Source organism: Methanoregula sp. PtaB.Bin085 (genome assembly GCF_002067035.1).
Classification (GTDB): domain Archaea; phylum Halobacteriota; class Methanomicrobia; order Methanomicrobiales; family Methanospirillaceae; genus Methanoregula.
In genome coordinates, this window is record NZ_MVQB01000043.1 from 66,984 (window position 1) to 84,470 (window position 17,487).

The window sequence follows — 17,487 nt, forward strand, 5'->3', positions numbered from 1 at the left end:
GGCCCGGGAACGGTCAGTCCTTAACCCGTATGCCGTCTTCCACGATCTCGAACACGAACGAGGCACCTTCTGGACGGGACCGGTGCTTGACCAGCCGTGCCCGGCGGAGGCCCGGGGTGTCGGTCTTCTCGAGCCGGACAATCACTTTCGAGAGGTGCTCGAGGGCAACTCCCCCGAGGCCGTAAAAGGTGTTCTTCGCGGGATCCATGTACACCTGGTTGGTGATGATGACCGGGATCTCGTAACGCCTGCAGTACCCGAGCAGGTGGATCATCTGTTTCGTCAGCGCCTGCAGGGCGTCCCTGCCCTTCTCGAGGTCCGTGCGGTAGAGGGCGGTGGCCGAGTCCATGACAAGCAGGCCCGGCTTGTGGTTCTTTAACACTTTTTCCGCTTCGGCAATCATGCTTCCCTGGTGCTCGAAGTCGAGCGGTTCGAAGAGGAAGAGACTGTCGGCGATCTTCTCGGTGTCCTCGCCGGCGATCTGGCGGAACCGCTCGATCGAGAATCCCTCGGAATCGATGTAGATGACCGGGTGGCCGGCCCGGAGGCAGGAGACGGCAGCGATCATGCACAGCGTGCTCTTGCCGCTCGCGGGCTCTCCGTAAATCTGGGTGATGGTCCGTACCTCGAGCCCTCCGCCGAGGAGGGTGTCCAGCGCCGGTATGCCGCTGGTGTGGCGATCGGTCTTCATCCCCGCCCTTCCTGCGTCCTGAACCGTTCCCGCGCTTTTTCCTCGACGAGCCGGAGAACGTCCCGGACCGGAATTCCCGTCTCGCCGGCAAGAACGCGGGCGGGTTCGTACTCCGCTTTCACGGAATACATCTTCCCTCCCGTCCACCCGCATTTTACCGGCATCTTCCGCCTCAAACCGTTGATTTCAATCTCGATATCCTCTACGGTCCGCTCCGCGACGAACCGGTGGACGGCCGGGATGCACCGGATCCCGAGCGTCCCGAGCTCGCGGGCCATCAGTTCCGCAAGGGACGGGCTCGTCTCCGGCAGGCAGATCACCCGGATCAGGAATCCCGGGCGGCCCTTCTTCATGATGATCGGCGTTGCTGACGCGTCCCGGGCACCCGCCTCCATGAACCGAGTGATCGCGTGGGCTATCACCTCGCCGCTCACGTCGTCCACGTTCGTTTCGAGAATATCGACCGTGTCCTGCGGCATTTCAGCGGGTGCTGCGGTCTCAACAAGCATCACCCGCAGGACATTCGGGGCATGGTGCGGGTTCCGGCTGCCGGCGCCGTAGCCGATCGCCCGTATGGTGTATGCCCCTGCCGTGCCGGGATCGATCATTGCGAACTCGGCAAGGAGTGCGGCCCCGGTCGGCGTGCAGAGCTCGCCGGCATGGTCCCCCGGCACGGCCGCGAGGCCCGACTCCCTCAGGATCGCCGCAGTTGCCGGCGCCGGGATCGGGAACGTGCCATGGGATCCGGTTGCCGTACCGTATCCGAGCGTGATGGGGAGGACTTTGACGCCGTCCACGGCAAGCGAGTGCAGGGCTGTGCAGGCGCCGATCACGTCCGCGATGGCATCATCCGCCCCGACCTCGTGGAAGTGGGCGTGATCGCCGTGCACGTCCGTTTCCGCGGCATCGATCCGCTTAAAGACCCTGCGGGCCATCGCGAGCGCCGGTGCCGGTACCCGCGGGGCTGCCCCGTCAAGGCGCTCCATCACGTCCGCAAGGGTCCGGTGCGCCGGCGTTGCTTTCGTGTCGACCTTCACGGCACGGATCCCGGCCCGGTTCACCGTGGTGATCGACGGCTCCGCTACAACCGCTGTCATCGCCCGCACGACCGCGTCGCGGTCCGCCCCGCTGTCCAGCAGGGCGCCCGTGATCATGTCGCCGGCAGCACCGTGGAACGGATCGAAGATAAGGACCCTCATTATCAGTACCTATAAATCCCTGCGTATATGACCTTTAAGGTAATGCCTGAAGTGCAATTGAGGGTGGATTCCGCGTATCCCGGCGATCAGGGTGGCGGGAAGGCCCGGCTGGATCCCGAGACCATGCTCGCGCTGAAGATCTCGCCGGGCGATCTCGTCGCAATCGAGGGGAAGAAGCGGACCGTGGCCAAGGTCTGGCGGGCGCTCGTCGAGGACTGGAACCAGCGCAAGATACGGATCGATAATTTTACCCGGCAGAATGCCGGCGTCAGTATCGGTGACAACGTGAAGGTCGTGAAGATCGCAGACGAGGTCGAGGCAAAACGGGTTATTCTCGCACCTCCCGAGGACCTTCCCAGGAAGATCCCGATCGCGAACAATCCCCACGTTGTCAACAGCCTGATCGATTTCCCGGTGGTGAAGAACGATACCATCCCTATCATGCTCGGGCTGCCGTTCATCCAGCCGCAGATCGTGGGCTTCAAGGTCATGGAGATCGAGCCCGAGGAAGCGGTGATCATCACCAAGAATACCGCGATCGAATTCTCCGACAAGCCTGCCGCGGGATTCGAGGGCATCAAGCGGTTCAGTTACGAGGACATCGGAGGATTAAAGGACGAACTCCAGCGCCTCCGCGAAACGATCGAGCTCCCGCTCCGCCACCCGGAGCTCTTCCAGAAGCTCGGGATCGAGCCGCCCAAGGGCGTGCTGCTGTACGGCCCGCCGGGGACCGGCAAGACCCTGATCGCAAAGGCCGTTGCAAGCGAGAGCGGGGCGCACTTCATCCACATCGCAGGCCCTGAGGTCATATCGAAATATTACGGCGAGAGCGAGCAGAAGCTCCGGGACATCTTTGACGAAGCCCGGGAGAACGCCCCCTCGATCATCTTCATCGACGAGCTGGACTCGATCGCACCCCGCCGCGAGGACGTGACGGGCGAGGTGGAACGCCGGGTTGTCGCCCAGCTCCTCACGATGATGGACGGTCTCGAGGAACGGGGCCAGGTCGTGGTTATCGGGGCCACGAACCGCGTTGACGCCATCGATGCGGCCCTGCGCCGGCCCGGCCGCTTCGACCGGGAGATCGAGATCGGCGTGCCGGCAGAGCCGGACCGGATCGAGATCATGAAGATCCACACCCGCGGGATGCCGCTTGCCGACGATGTCAACCTCGACACGCTGGCCCAGCAGACCCACGGGTTCGTCGGCGCAGACCTTGCGGCCCTTGCCCGCGAGGCCGCGATTCGTGCCCTCCGCCGCTACCTGCCGGAACTCTCCGAGCATCTCGATTCCGAGGAGATCCCGCAGGAAGTGCTTGACACACTCAAGGTGTATGCGAGCGATTTCCGCAGCGCACAGCGCGATGTGAGCCCGAGCGCGATGCGGGAAGTCATGCTCGAGGTCTCGCACGTGAAGTGGCAGAACGTGGGCGGCCTCGAGGCTGCCAAAATCGAAGTGAAGGAAGCTATCGAGACCCCCTTAAAGGACCGGCAGAAGATTGAAGATATGGGAATCGAGCCGCCGAAAGGTGTCCTGCTTTATGGACCTCCAGGTACTGGGAAGACCCTTATTGCAAAGGCGGTAGCGAGTGAGAGCGGGGCGAACTTCATCCCTGTCCGCGGCCCTCAGCTCCTCTCAAAGTGGGTTGGTGAGAGCGAACGGGCTGTACGTGATATTTTCAAGAAAGCTCGGCAGGTAGCTCCCTCGATCATCTTCTTCGACGAACTGGACGCACTCGCCCCGGAGCGGGGGAAGGGTGGCGACTCCCACGTCCTCGACAACGTGCTCAACCAGATCCTGACGGAGATGGACGGCCTCGTCGAGCTCAAGGACGTTGTCATCATGGGCGCCACGAACCGCCCGGAGATGGTCGATCCCGCCCTCCTACGTGCGGGCCGGTTCGACCGCCTCGTCTATGTGGGCGAGCCAAGTTTAGAAGACAGGGTATCAATTCTGGCAGTCCATTCAAAATTTATTCCTATTGAGGGGACAGGCATTGAAGAAATTTTAGAATTAACAAAACCGCTAACAGAAGATAATCTTGAAAAAATTATTGATGTTGTCAGGGTTGATCAACCAGTAACAGCCGAAACAATTGTTTCTGCATTCAGGGAAATCCGAAAAAGAAAAGTTGAAGAATTGTTTTCAATGAAAAAATTGGTATTGGAAGGGCTCGACTTTGATACTCTCGTTAATATTACGATGAAAATTGATGATTCTAATATTGACAAGGTTTTCAGCAATATCAGAAAAGAACAGACAGTAAACCAGGAAGATCTTGAACAGAAATTAAAGAAAGTTCAGAAATTATCGAAAAAGGATACCCCCTCTTTGGATCCGGATCTCCGAAAGAGACTTGTCCTGAGCAAAACTGAAAATAAAACAATTCCAGAAGAGGCTCTTAACTATCTTATAGAAACTACCGAGATTTTCAACCAAACATCAATTCTGGAGATAATGGACGTTTTATCCAAATGGCAGGCAATCAAAAGTGAAGACATCGAAATTATTACAAATTCATTCACCCAGAAAGATAGAGTTGCCCGAAATGATGAGAATAGAAGAATTCTCATTACCCAGTTACTTGAACAGCAAAAACTTACTTTGGACAAATCTTCAGTTGATGATTTATTAACTATATTCCGTCATTTCACTGATTCGGATATAAAGAGAATCCTCCTTCATCTCTGGGTAAACCAAGCAGAACGTGAGGTCAGGAGAAGGAAGATTGCTCAGTTATCTGATTCGAAAAAACTCCGGTTAGAAGGATTATCAAATCTTGATTTGGCAGATCTCACCATCGCGAATAAAATCAATGATCATGAGCTTGAAGAGTTCATTGAATTACTTTGGAAGGAACAACCTATTCGTGAAGGCGAAATAATTGATCATATACGGTCGTTAAAATTGGATCCGGATCAAATTGAACTCATTCGCAGATCTTTAAGAAGAAGAAGAATTTTTGAAATTTTTGAGATGAGAAAAATTCAGTTCCAAGATCCGCAGAAGATGGATTTATTGCGTGATTTGGCATCAAAAACAGAAGGTTTCGTGGGCTCGGACCTCGAATCCCTCTGCCGGGAGGCCGGCATGCTCGCCCTCCGCGAGGGCGCAACCATCGTTGCCCGCAAACACTTCGATGCGGCAAAGGCGAAGGTCCACCCCACGATGAACGAGCGCCTCCGCGAGTACTACGGCAAGATCCAGCAGCACTTCAAGGGCGGGCTTCCTGAGAAGGTGCAGCCGCCGGAGTACCAGTAAATTTTTTTTACATTTTTTCTTTCAGCCGGATATTCCGGATTTTTTTGCGTCACGCCTTTTCTCTTCATCTTCGGCAAGTATCCGGCATACCGGGCGCATCCGCTTACCACCGGATTGGCCGGTACGGTAGCAGCAGAAGATCTCGCAGCACTCGGGTTCATCGCGGCATCACCTGGGATCTCACGTCGACTACCCCCCGGGGAATGGAAAGTAGTCTGGTAACATACCCTCCTGATTGTAAAAGTGATGGAGGCGGGTAAAAAAGGCGACCTCTTAAATATTGCCCCTTTTGGCAATCGGAGCCTTTTAATGGCGATTTGGATCTGGTTAAAATTTTCAGAATTTTTAGGTGTCCCGAAAATGTGCCGAATTCGCAGAAAAGTGTTGCGAATTCACTTTTTCCGGGCCTGTTACGGGCCCGGTTCCGGTTTTTCACGCCGGATGTAAAATGTGCTCTAATAGACCCTATTGGACAGCGAAAGTGCCTCCCGGCTGGACCAGAGTAAGGGAAAAATGAAAGGAAGGGGGTTTCAGGTCACCGTCGATCAGCCCCCCGGCGCGGGGGGCGGGGGCGCATTGCGATGGTGGTTGATTACCATTCCCTCGTGAGTTACGAAAACCTTCTGAGTGACTCTCGCAAAGTGGGGGGTGCCTACGCGGCGGGGGCGAAGCCCCCGAGAGCGTCAACGACAACCAATGATTTCTACACAGTATTTTTTTTAAGAGAGAATTTTTCGTGCCCGGTTTTTTCATTCACGATCCGGTTCAGAAAGAAAATTTCCACCGCGATATCCCGGAAATTTTTCATACAACCCGGCCGCTCCAGCGATACAGGGATATGGAAAGAAGAAAAACGCTATTGTATGCCAACCAGCAAGAAACAACTCGTCAAGCTGAACCAGGCAAAGAAGGCCAAGGCAGAAGAACTCTCGAAGCAGGCAGCCGCGGGCAGCGAAAGCGCGAAGAAGAAACTCAAGAAGCTCGAGAAAAAGATCAAGTGAGCCGCGAAAGCTGCTCGCTATCTACAAGATTATCTTTTTTTTTACATTTCCTTCGCTGTGGAAATCCAATGATTATTCTGACGCTCTTGGGGGCGTCGCCAAGCGGCTCCGCCCCCGCCGCTGTGGCATCCCCGGTTACGATAATGCCGTATTACCTGTTTAAAAAATTTTAAGATTTCCTGTACAGGTAATGCAGAGGCATCCTAAGCGCCCCCGCCCCCTCCGGGGGCAGGGTTTGCGCAAGGGAGGTTATCACTTCTCCCGACGATTCCTCCACCTCACCCGCCGAGCAGCATCGATCCGCCGATCAGCACCATCAGCACGGCAAACAGGATCTGCAGGTTCCGGGCCGAACAGGAATGGGCGAACCGCACCCCGATGCGGGCGGCCGGGATCGTGGTCACGGCAAGGAGGGTGAAGGCCAGCAGGTTCACGTACCCGAACGAGTACGGCGGCAGCCCGGCCACTCCCCAGCCGGTGATGATGTATGCAGTAACCGCCCCGCATGACGAGAAGATCAGGCAGGCAGACGATGTCCCGACCGCCCGGTGGATCGGGTAGCGGAACAACAGCACGAGAACCGGCACGAGCAGTGCTCCGCCGCCAAGGCCGGTGAGGCCGGAGAGGACGCCGATGCAGAACCCGGTGATGACGAACTGCCCTGCCGATCCCCGCATGTCGCATTCCGCACATTCCCGGATATGCCAGAACATGCGGACGGCGATGACGAGGATGAAGATGGCAAAGAACACCCGCAGCAGGTGGCCCGGCACATGGGATGCCGCGATCCCGCCGGCAAGCCCGCCGAAGATCGCGGCAATGCCCATCGGCAGGGCCGCGTGCCATTCCACCGCACCGCGTGTGTGGTGGGCCAGCGCCCCGCTGACCATGGTCGGGAGGATCACCGCAAGCGACGTGCCGAACGCGATGCGGATCGCGAGCGTGGAATCGATCCCGCCAAGGGTATACAGCCAGAACTGGACCGGCGTCATCAGGGATCCGCCGCCCACGCCGAAAGCGCCGGACTCCAGACCGGCAACGATCCCGGTGATGAATAAAATGACAGACTGCAGGATCGTATCCATGACGTGCACCGGAAAATATGCTGGTGAAGTATTATGTGCCTGACATCAATAGTCTAACGGGGAAACAAAGATGGAAAAAACTGCACTCCTGATCATCGATATGCAGAACGATTTCGTGCTCGAGGGACGACCGCTGAAGGTTGCGGGAGCCCGTTTAGTGATCCCGAAGATCCAGGCGGTACTCGGGGAGTTCCGCAAGCGGTCCCTGCCGGTCTTCCATGTCCTCCGGGTGCACCGGGCGGACGGCTCCGATGTCGAGATCACCCGGCAGGACCTGTTCCGGAAATCCCCATTTGCCGTTGAAGGGACGCCGGGTGCAGCTGTCATCGGTGAGCTGGAGCCGCGGAGCGGCGAGTACATTCTCACCAAGACCCGGATGAGCGCCTTCATCGGCACGGAACTCGATCTCATGCTCCGCACCCTCGGCGTGACACGGCTGTTCGTCTGCGGGATCCAGACCCCGAACTGCATCCGGACAACGGTCTTCGACGGGATCGCGTACAACTACCCGGTTGTGCTCGTCGACGATGCGACCGGAGCGTCCTCGGAGGAGGTCCACCGTGCGAATGTCCGGGACATGCAGAATATCGGGGTGCGGATCGCGAAGGCAGCAGATGTTCCCGGGCTGCTTGACTGAATATGAAAAATTGGCTCTGTAGAAAACCTCCCAAGATGCAGCAATAGATTGGGATGGGACCGCGGACGCACGGGGTCTGTCGACCCTCGCCCCGCGGGGCATCAGCTTATCCGGGTATCTAAAAAATGATAGAATACGGGGGTCAGGGGGGCTTGTCCCCTTGGGCTGCCTCCTCCTCTGGGGGAGAGAGGGGGTCACCCTCGCAATTCCCCACTGAGTGCGTTGCAGGAAGGGATTTCTCCAGAGCAAAAAATTAAATTCGCTCTGTGAAAACGGGCATTATTGATCAATCCGGAACAATGGCAATCACCTGGATGTTGGATACGTATGATGGCTCCCTGCCTCAGGGCCCCTCGCGGGGCACGGCGGGGCAAGAGCTGGGTTTCGAAAAAACAGCAATTCAAAGCCTCCGCGGGGAGCCCTTCGGGACGGCGGCCGTTTATCACAATCCGGGGGTATGGCGGCATCAGCCCCCATCATTGATCGTATAACACGATTTTCACGGGAGATCCGGTGTGGAAAAATAAAAACCCCCTCTTGCGCCACCCGCCAGTGGAAGAACGCTGAAGCATTCTTTTCCCGTCTCGTCTCTGATGAGAACCTGACTATTCCAGGAGCGTTGCTCCACTGATTTCAACAGATGAAAAAATTACTTTTTCAAAAAATATTTCCGGATCAGCCAGATACCGCCAACAATAAGGATGATATCGAAGGCTGCGGTGAACACGGGCACGAGTTCGTCGGCAATCCAGGTATTGATCAGCTGCATGACAGTGAAGAACAACTGGAACCCGGCTATCACAATGACGAAACCCAGAACCATGATTACCAGCCCGGACCAGTCGTCGCCTTTCTTTGTCTCCGGAAGCGGCTTCGATTGTGTCCCGGGCCCGGCAGTCGGCGGGATGTACACCGGGTACTCCTTCGTATCCTGTGAACCGGCGTCCTGGGTCACTGCTTCCGCCTCCTGATGCAGACAAGCACTGCAAGTGCGACAAGGACGACAAGAACCAGCGGCGCACCGAAGCCGGGGGATCTCGTGGTCGGTATCGCGTTCGGGCCTGCCCGGTATCCCTCCTCGCTGACAAACTTCGAGGTCTCGATCTTCTTGGTAACGAGCTGGGTATCGTCCTTCATGATCGTCCCGGGCCGGAGCCGGACCACGCCTTCGCCGCGCTTGACAATGGTATCGTTCTTCCAGACAATGATCTCGACAAGGTAATTGTACTGGTCGGGCACCGAGAGCGAGACGCTCGATACCCGGGTGGCATCAGGAAGGATGCTGTCGATATGGGCCCGTTGCTTGTCGGCAAGCAGCCGCGCATCCTCCTCCTTTGCCTTCACCTCGACATCGAACGCCCCGCTCGGGACCCGGTTATCGTTGGTGAAATAGATGTCCGCCTGGATGGTTGCCCGGTCTCCCGCCACTTTCTTCACGAGGAAATCCGTGTCGGTGATGGACAGGCCGATCTCCTGCACGTCCGGGACGAGCCGCTCGAGACTGTACACGGTCTTCTCCCCCTGCCCCTTGCGCTGGCCGTTCTCGAAGACCGTACTCACGAGACGGTAGGAACCGGTCCGCGGCAGGGTGATGATCTGGGTAACGGACCCGGTCCCGCCAACACCCAGGAAACCGGCATCGCTGGTCTGTTCGGCAACGACAAGGCCGCTTGCCGTGTCATATGCCCGGAGCTGGACACGGGAGATCCCGGTGGAGACCCCGCGGATGTTCTGTAATTCGGTTGTGACGTTCAGGATGACCTCTGCCCCGGTCACCTTGTCAGCGCCGACCGTGATATCAGTAACGGCGACGAAACTTTCCTTGAGGCAGCCGGCACTGATAGCCAGCGCCGCAAGGCAGACGAGGAGCAGGACGGGCAGTACTGAGGTGAGATTATGATTCGCCATGTATATCTCCGGACACGTTTTATTTTGATGTATTAATGCGTAACGATTTTATATCATGGCCGGCCCGGAGGTGTGCCGCTTTTAAAAGGGTATTGTACAGGATCCTGCCTCGAAACGTGCCCGAGGGAACGGCGGAAAAAACGGGTTGGCGACGGCTCTCCGGACAGGGCCGGGACCTTGGTGCAACTTCCCGTTATTCGCAGTACGGGTCGTTGGCCCATTCCTCGATGACCCGCTTGGGCTGCCGGCCGCCACGGTGGTGGTGCCTGCTGTGGGAGGAACGGCGTTCGTGCCCGGCCTCTTCCTCGTCTTCATTGTCCTCGTCCCTGCCGGGTGCGGGAGCCGGTTGCTGCTGTGCTGCCGGCCGTACGGGCTGTTGCGTGTCGCGCCGGTGGTGGTCCCGCCGTCCGCTGTGGTGGCGGGAGCGATCCCTCCGGTCATTCCTCCGCTGCCCGGATCGCTGGCCCTGCGGGGTCCGGTGCTCCTGCCCGGCCTGCTGCGGCTGCTGTGATGATTGCGGAGGCTGCGCCGCCGGCGACGGCTGCTCCCCGGTACTCTGTGGCTGCGGATTTTCTTCTGCCATGGTTGTCAGACTGATTAATCGGGGCAGGAACCATAAAAAACATTCCGTCCTTCCCCTTCTTTCCGGCCGGCGGAAAGGATCCGGGCGGAGAACGGGCGCCTGCCCGGGAGCCGGGACGGAGCGGGCGGTTGATCCCTGATAATGAACACCTATATACATCAGCGCCCAAATTTGTAACAACCAGTGTACCGGTGTCCCATGTCCAATGTTACAACCCTTCTCGATGCAAAAAGTGTTCCGGAAGCAAAGGCCGCTCTCGTCTGCCCCGGGCGGAACGAGACCTATTCCTATAAGCGGCTTCGCGAAGAGATGAACCGGGTGGGCCTCGGTCTCCTGTCGCTTGGCGTGAAGAAGGGGGACCGGGTCTGCATCTACCTTGACAGTTCCCCTGAGTACCTCATCAGCTACTTCGCCATCTGGCGGATCGGGGCAGTTGCCGTCCCGACCAACATCGTGTACCGCGGCAAGGAACTGCTCCATGTCATCAACGATGCCGGTGCCTGCACGGTCATCACGGACGAGCAGGGTGCCGGCATCATCGCGGGTATCCGCACGGAGGCCCCGACGGTCTCCCATGTCATCTGCACGGGAAACGCCGTCAACGGGACCGTTGCCTGGGACTCGTTCCCCCCGGCGCCGGAGATCACGCGGGCGGCGAACTGTTCGCCCGAAGACCTCTGCCATATCCAGTACACGGCCGGCACCACCGGCAGGCCCAAGGGGGCGATGCTCACCCACGGCAACTGGATGACCGCTCTTGACACCGAACGGGACGCCCTCCGCCTCAGGCCGACGGATGTTTACCTCGGCATCTATCCCATGGGTCACGTCGGGCTCTCGTGGGGGCTTGCCGTCATCCGTGCCGGGGGCACGTACGTGATGATGGAGCGGTTCGACCTTGACCGGTATCTCGCGCTGGCAAAACAGTACCGGGTCACTGTCCTTGCCGGGATGCCGCCGGTCATCCATTCGCTCGTCCATGCACCGCCCGGCACGGAAGATCATCTCGCAGCCGCGAGGGTGATCATCTCGGGCGGCGGCCAGCTCCTGCCGGCGGTCTGGGAGGCGTTCGACCGGCGCTACCGCATCCCGGTTGCGAACTCGTACGGTCTCTCGGAAACGATCGTGATCGGTTCCGGGACCACCACGCTCCCCGAGTACCCGCACCTGACGAAGGGATACCAGAGCGTCGGGGTGGCAGTCGGGTATACCGAGATCCGCATCGTTGACTCAGCCGATCCGGATCAGGAACTCCCGTACGGCGAGTGCGGCGAGATCGCACTCCGCGGGCCGGCGGTGGCAAAAGGGTACTGGAACCTTCCCGATGCGACCCGCGAGGTCTTCCGGCCGGACGGCTGGTTCCTGACCGGCGACATCGGGTTCCTCGATGCCGACGGCATCCTCTGCATCACGGACCGGAAGAAGGACATGATCATCATGTCAGGCTGGAAGATCTACCCGACCGAGGTCGAGAACGTGATCGTCCGGCACCCGGCGGTTGCGGACGTTGCCGTCTTCGGCGTGCCGGACGAACGCAGGGGCGAAGTCCCGGTTGCGGCCATTGTCTTCAAACCCGGCATGGCTCTTGATGAGAAAGAACTCGAGGCGTACTGCCGGGATCACATGGCGGGCTACAAGATACCCCGGCAGCTCATGGTGATGGATGCACTGCCCCGTGTTCATGGCTGGAAACTCCTCCGCCGGGATCTGAGGGAGCAGTTCAGCAGCCGGCAGCGGGGGGCCGCCCGCTGATATTCTGCGAAAAATCCGCGGAATGCCCGAAACCATTTAATGGCTCAAAAGAAAGTATCATTCAGAGTGTATCGTGGTCGACGCGAAAAGCCGTATCCAGGATGTCCCGGCGATCGGCAGGACAAAACGACGCACAACGGGCATCGTGGGTCTCAACCTGCTCCTAGACGGCGGTTTCCCTGAGGGAACTCTTATCATGCTCTACGGGACGCCGGTGGCCGGTGTCGATCTGGCAGCAAACCAGTTCTGGAAGGGGGAGGAAGGGGAAGAGGGCACCTACCTCATGAACGACGGGGACGTCGATGTCGGTATGATCGATGCCTCCGAGATGCATCCGGATCTCTACCTTACCCAGATGGCAGGCAAGAGGATTGTTGTCGATTCCCTCTCCACCCTTATCGTGAAATACGGTATCGACGTTGCCCTCAAGTTCCTCCGCAATGCCCGGGATGAGATAAAGAAACGCAACGCGAACATGGTCTTTGTCGTGTACACCGGCATCCACCAGCCCATCGATATGACAAGGATCATGCGGGCTGCGGATGTTGTCATCGAGTTCAAGACCGAGATCCACCAGGCCGAGATCGAACGGACCCTCGCGGTCCAGAAGATCAAGGACGCGGCGGCTCCCCAGCGGCTCCTGCCGTTCATCATCACCGACAAGGGCATCGAGGCCTCGACAACCTCACGCGTGGTCTGATCGGGACCCGGCTGCCCGCATTTTTCCATAGCTCTTTTCCGGTTTTTTCCGGATTTTTTCAGGTTTTTTTCCGGATTTTTTTTCATTGCTGCCGCGCTGATAGTCCGGACGACATTGAACTCTGGAATGCGCAACTTTTTCCAAAATCCCGGTTAAAATCTGATGAAAAGAAATTCAAAAAAATATTTTCTGATTTGAGAATCAAAATGTTTAAGTATATTAAGGATTTTTAAAAAAATCCCGCAGCAGGTTTATATGAGGGCCCGTGCCACCCTGTTGTACAATGTCAGAGTCCTTTCCGGCTGCTGCCGGTGCCCGGCAGCCAAGGGAGGGGGTGCGGAACCTCCCGGAAGATATCTCCTTTGCAGACGGCCGGAAAAAGAAACGATCCAGCGGGATCGTGGGCCTGAACCTCCTTCTTGACGGGGGGTTTCCCCCGGGAACGCTCATCATGGTATATGGTTCCCCGGTAGCCGGCATCGACATTGCCGCACGGCAGTTCTGGCGCGGCGACGGGGGGGATGACGGCACGTACCTGATGAACGATGGCGACCCGGACGTCGGGATGGTCAATGTCGGGGACGTCCACCCGAGCATGTACCAGGACTGGCTGATGGGGAACCGGATGGTGATCGACTCGCTCTCGTCGATGGTGATCAAATACGGCATCGACGGAACGCTGGCATTCCTGCGGCAGGCACGCGAGGAGATCCGGCAAACCGGGGCAAATATCATGTTCCTTGTCTATACCGGTGTCCACCAGCCGATGGACATGACCCGGCTCATGCGGATCTCGGACATCGTCATTGAATTCACGACCGAGGTCCACCAGGCAGAGATTGAGCGGACACTCGCGGTCCAGAAGATCCGCAAGGCTGCCGCACCCCAGCGCCTCCTCCCGTTCATCATCACGGACAATGGTATCGAGGCCTCGACAACATCGCGGGTCGTATGACCCGATCCCCAATCCCGTTCCGGGACCCGTTCTTTTTTGCAGTATAATCCCCGTACCGGCAGCCGGCGGGCCCGCACTGCCGCCATGAGAAGCCATCAGCTTTTTTTGGCCAGGCCTTTTCAAACGATCTGAGCCGGCGCGGGAGCCGGGTTACGGGACAACGGGTGAAGGGCTCTTCAGCGTCAGGTGGAAGATCGGGGGCAGCGGGGGAAACAGGTATGTCGTGATCGAATCGAGTTCGGGAAGCCCGTACTGCCAGCTCTCGATGACAACGGGGTGGGCCCAGTCCCAGGTCCTGTCCGAACTGGTGCTCCGGTCGGGACTGAGCGGGTACAGGAAAACCCCGGTGGCGTGAATGATCACCGAGATTGCGATAAGGAGGAGGACGCAGGACCAGGCAGCTTTTGTTGCGGGGGCATTCCGGTCCATTTTTCCCAGTTCGCTGATCGCTATCCCGGTGAAGAGCGCAAGGACCGGCACAAAACCGGTCAGGAACCGCTGGCCGTAGGAATAGGCAACGGACGATTCCCACAACCCGAAAAAGCTGTACACCAGGATCTGGAGGAGGATGACGGGGCCGAATACGAAGAGGACCTGCCGGATTCGCCCGCCGGGAACAGTATCCAGGTGAAGATACCCGAAGATCGACAGGACCAGTACCGGGGAGAAGATGAGCAGGCCCACGTTAGGCGCGATGAGAAGGCCGAAAAAGTTCCCGATGCTGGAGAGTCCGAAGCTGAAGAAGTCGAGGTTCTGCCTGTACCCGCCAAACACATTCCCGAAGATCGTGAAGTTGTAGAGGAGGAACGGCAGGCCGGTTGCCGCAGCGGAGAGCGCATACACCGGGAGGTTCTGTCGTTCGTACCAGACCATGTACCCAAGGATCGGGAGAAGAAGGACCGAGTCCGGCGGGCGGTTGAAGACGAACAGGCCGGAGAGGAGCCCGAGCAGGACGATATACCTCCGCGAGCGCTCCCGCTCGTTCCTGATGATAAGCCAGATCATCGCGATCAGCAGCAGTTCAACGGTCCCGTGCTGCCAGAGCGCCTGGCTGCTGACCGACCAGGTGCTGGTGGCAAAGGCATAGATGAGTGCCGTGACGAGCGCGATCTTCCGGGAAAAGAGTTCCTTCCCGGCAAGATACACAAAGACAACCGACAGGGCGGCGATGATCGCTGCGCAGGTCTTTGCCAGGATCATGATGCTCATAGAGTCAAAAGGAATGTTCAGGAGCGTGAAGAGCACGTACGAGACGAAGTACACGGGAGTAATCAGGATCGGCGTAACGATGGGGAAGAGCGAGACATAATGGCCGTTGACCAGCGGGAACGCATAGGCAACGTTCGGCCCGAGCCCGGCACCGACAAACTCGTCAAAAAACACCGTCTGGTGGAGGATGAGCGAGAGCGGGAGGAACGCCGCGGGATTGGTATCGCCGCTCATTGTCATCCGGGACACCGTGTTGTACACGATATACACGAGGACGAAAAGGAGGAGGGAGTCATATCGTACCGCGAGATCCTTCAGGCGACCTGCAAGTACTGGTGCGCTGTCAAGGAGAGGCGCGTTCTTCTTCATCCGATCCTTTTTCTTCTCTTTCATCAGGTTCCCTCGTGCCGGCCAGGGCCGGATTCCCTGCAATAAAAAATAAACAACTCCCGGATATAAAAAACGGGCACTGGAGAAACCTGCATGAAAAGGCTTTGTTCACACCGGAACGAAAAAAATGTTCAGGTATTATGGAGAGTACATGCGTGAGCCTTCCCCCCCTCATGGCCTCTCCAGTGTGACCCCCCGGGCTTCGGGGCAGGGAGCGCCCATCGCTCCATCGCAATGCTGTCTGATAGTTCTGTCAGCGTTTCAACAGAGCCTTTTTTTCAGACTTATCCCATCCACCCGGACAGGATAATAATCCCGAGGGCGACGAGGATAAGCCCGATGACCACGCGGACCGCCCGCTTGTTTTCGGTCCGCCACTTCTCCGCCCGCTCCGGGGATATGCCGAAGGCGACAAGGAGCGTGACCAGCACGAGGGGCAGGACGAACACGAGGTTGTAAAGCACGAGCCAGGGGAGGCCGGTCATCATGGTCATGTCCCGGCCCATGAGGCCGAGGATGCTGATGTAGATGCCGCCGGTGCAGGAGAACCCGAGGATGCCGGCAAGGACGCCCAGCACGAACGCTGCCGGCAGCGTGGCCTTCCGGGCATAGTCGCCGAGCATCCCCTTGCCGGACTGCGGAATCGAGAGGAGGTACGTCTCCCTGTTCCTGAACACGTCCGCAAGGGTTAAAATTCCGAGAAGGAGGGCGATGACGCCGCCGATGATGGAGAAGGGTTTTGCAAGGCCGGAGAGCGAGAAGGCCGAGAAGAGGCCGATGCCGACCAGGAGGTGGAACAGGAACATCGCGATGATGTATGTGCCGCCGACGAGCAGGATGCGCCGCCGGCTGACCGCGGCGGCCATGGTGAGGAGGAGGAAGACAAGAACAGAGAGCCCGCACGGGTTCATGCTGTCGACGAGCGCTGCACCGATGACCATGAGCGGGCTGAGCGCCAGGGCCTGCGGAGTCGTGCCGGCCGGTGTCGGGGTTGTTGTAATGCCGGCAGCGATCCTCTGTTTCTCAGTAAGGACACTGGCCTCCAGACCGCTGGTAATATCAGCCTCGCCGACAAGGCAGTCGTTGCCAATGAAGATGGTGGGGACGCCCGGGTTTGAAATCCCGGACCAGCTGCACATCTCGTTGAACAGGTCCCGGTTCCCTGCGTTGTGGCTGACCTCGAGCGATGAGAGGTTGAGCTCGGGGTACCGGGCGCTGATATCGGCTACGACCGGCTTCACCTTTTCACAGTGCGGGCAGACATCGCTGTAGAAGAACACCGCGTTGATCCGCCCGGTGCTTGCGGCAGGGGTGACTGGTGCGGGGGTGGCGGCCGGACCCGCAGGAATGGTTTTTTCGACGGCAGCAGCGGCCACCCGTTGCTGCTCTTCATAGACCACCTCATCGAGGTGGTCCTTCACCGCAGCCTCACCAAACAGGGCTCTTTTGCCGATGATAATCCCCGGAATGGCGCGGTCACCCGATCCTTCCGGGAGCGGCATTGCCAGGAACGTCTCAAGATTCGTCCTGTTATCATTGATCTCCAGTTCTGTCAGCCGGAGTTCCGGGTACCGTGCCTTCACATCGGCAATCACCGGTTTTACGGCATCGCAGTGGCTGCACCCGTTGCCATAGAAGTAGGTGCCGGCAATGGTCGCATTCGTTCCTCCCGCTGTGCCGTACACCGGGAGAGCGTTCACCTGCCGCGATCCGGTCAGGTTCCCCCGCTGCGCAAGGATGATCTTTTCAAGGCCGGCCTCTATCTCGTCCCCGCCAAGGAGGGAGGTGTTGGCGACGATGACCTGAGGGACGGCGATGGTATCCTTGTCCCTGCCGGCCCTGTGGCTCAAAAGGTTCAGCATTGCGCGGTTGGTGTCGTCATGGAAGGTCTCGAGGATCCGGAATTCGACATCCGGGTATTTGTCACGCAGGGATTCGATCCGGGGCGTTACATTGTGGCAGTGCGGGCATTCACTCCCGTAAAAGTAATAGACGGTAAGATTGGCAGAAGGGGCCTGTTGTTCAGGTGCTGCCGGGAACAGGTTCAGCAGGTACGCTCCCGCGATGAGGGCGCAGACCAGCACCGCGGCGGCAAGCAGGAGAACCATGCTCCGGG

14 protein-coding genes and 1 pseudogene are annotated in these 17,487 nt (G+C 58.4%); 7 read left to right on the forward strand and 8 right to left on the reverse strand.

Going from position 1 to position 17,487, the window contains the following annotated elements:
• Positions 1-13: 13 nt before the first annotated feature.
• Both radB and larC read right to left on the reverse strand, forming a co-directional pair.
• The gene (gene radB, locus A4E33_RS09215; protein ID WP_292347473.1) at positions 14-691 is read right to left on the reverse strand and encodes a DNA repair and recombination protein RadB; all 678 of its coding nucleotides are present in this window, start codon (positions 689-691) and stop codon (positions 14-16) included.
• A complete protein-coding gene (gene larC / locus A4E33_RS09220; RefSeq protein WP_292347475.1) occupies positions 688-1,890 on the reverse strand; it encodes a nickel pincer cofactor biosynthesis protein LarC in 1,203 nt (400 codons plus the stop codon). Before larC ends, radB begins: the two co-directional genes overlap by 4 nt.
• Positions 1,891-1,932: 42 nt before the next feature.
• Between larC and A4E33_RS09225 the strand changes: the two are divergent.
• The 3 genes and pseudogenes from A4E33_RS09225 to A4E33_RS09235 form a co-directional block, all read left to right on the forward strand.
• Positions 1,933-4,248, forward strand: a pseudogene (locus A4E33_RS09225) (CDC48 family AAA ATPase); the annotation flags it as partial.
• Positions 4,249-4,899: 651 nt separating this feature from the next.
• Positions 4,900-5,151: a hypothetical protein gene (locus A4E33_RS09230; RefSeq protein ID WP_292347603.1), complete on the forward strand. Its 252-nt coding sequence runs from the start codon at positions 4,900-4,902 to the stop codon at positions 5,149-5,151.
• Between the two features lie 863 nt (positions 5,152-6,014).
• Entirely contained in the window at positions 6,015-6,152 is a 138-nt protein-coding gene (locus tag A4E33_RS09235) for a hypothetical protein (RefSeq protein ID WP_292347477.1), read from the forward strand.
• 278 nt (positions 6,153-6,430) lie between these two features.
• Here A4E33_RS09235 and A4E33_RS09240 read toward each other — a convergent pair whose 3' ends face one another.
• Complete coding sequence (locus A4E33_RS09240) at positions 6,431-7,237, reverse strand: sulfite exporter TauE/SafE family protein (protein WP_292347479.1); 807 nt, start codon at positions 7,235-7,237, stop codon at positions 6,431-6,433.
• 70 nt (positions 7,238-7,307) lie between these two features.
• Between A4E33_RS09240 and A4E33_RS09245 the strand changes: the two genes are divergently transcribed.
• Positions 7,308-7,874, forward strand: a complete 567-nt coding sequence (locus A4E33_RS09245) for a cysteine hydrolase family protein (protein WP_292347481.1) — start codon at positions 7,308-7,310, stop codon at positions 7,872-7,874.
• 649 nt (positions 7,875-8,523) lie between these two features.
• Here A4E33_RS09245 and A4E33_RS09250 read toward each other — a convergent pair.
• The 3 genes from A4E33_RS09250 to A4E33_RS09260 form a co-directional block, all read right to left on the reverse strand.
• Complete coding sequence (locus A4E33_RS09250; RefSeq protein WP_292347483.1) at positions 8,524-8,829, reverse strand: hypothetical protein; 306 nt, start codon at positions 8,827-8,829, stop codon at positions 8,524-8,526.
• Complete coding sequence (locus A4E33_RS09255; RefSeq protein ID WP_292347486.1) at positions 8,826-9,782, reverse strand: hypothetical protein; 957 nt, start codon at positions 9,780-9,782, stop codon at positions 8,826-8,828. The genes A4E33_RS09250 and A4E33_RS09255 overlap by 4 nt, the downstream gene beginning before the upstream one ends.
• A 193-nt stretch (positions 9,783-9,975) precedes the next feature.
• Positions 9,976-10,365, reverse strand: coding sequence for a hypothetical protein (locus A4E33_RS09260; protein WP_292347488.1), 390 nt, complete (start codon positions 10,363-10,365; stop codon positions 9,976-9,978).
• 198 nt (positions 10,366-10,563) lie between these two features.
• On the opposite strand from A4E33_RS09260, the gene A4E33_RS09265 reads away from it, so the two are divergent.
• From A4E33_RS09265 to A4E33_RS09275, 3 genes are all read left to right on the forward strand, one after another.
• Positions 10,564-12,117 carry a class I adenylate-forming enzyme family protein gene (locus A4E33_RS09265; RefSeq protein ID WP_292347490.1) on the forward strand — a complete coding sequence of 518 codons (1,554 nt, stop codon included), beginning with the start codon at positions 10,564-10,566 and terminating at the stop codon, positions 12,115-12,117.
• 73 nt (positions 12,118-12,190) lie between these two features.
• Positions 12,191-12,817 (forward strand): ATPase domain-containing protein, encoded by a 627-nt coding sequence (locus A4E33_RS09270; protein ID WP_292347492.1) that lies wholly within the window; start codon positions 12,191-12,193, stop codon positions 12,815-12,817.
• Between the two features lie 283 nt (positions 12,818-13,100).
• Positions 13,101-13,772, forward strand: coding sequence for an ATPase domain-containing protein (locus A4E33_RS09275; protein ID WP_292347494.1), 672 nt, complete (start codon positions 13,101-13,103; stop codon positions 13,770-13,772).
• Between the two features lie 150 nt (positions 13,773-13,922).
• Here A4E33_RS09275 and A4E33_RS09280 read toward each other — a convergent pair whose 3' ends face one another.
• Together A4E33_RS09280 and A4E33_RS09285 are read right to left on the reverse strand one after the other, a co-directional pair.
• On the reverse strand, positions 13,923-15,374 hold the full coding sequence (locus A4E33_RS09280; RefSeq protein ID WP_292347496.1) for a glycosyltransferase family 39 protein: 1,452 nt from the start codon (positions 15,372-15,374) through the stop codon (positions 13,923-13,925).
• 281 nt (positions 15,375-15,655) lie between these two features.
• Positions 15,656-17,479 (reverse strand): cytochrome c biogenesis protein CcdA, encoded by a 1,824-nt coding sequence (locus A4E33_RS09285; RefSeq protein ID WP_292347498.1) that lies wholly within the window; start codon positions 17,477-17,479, stop codon positions 15,656-15,658.
• Positions 17,480-17,487 lie beyond the last annotated feature (8 nt).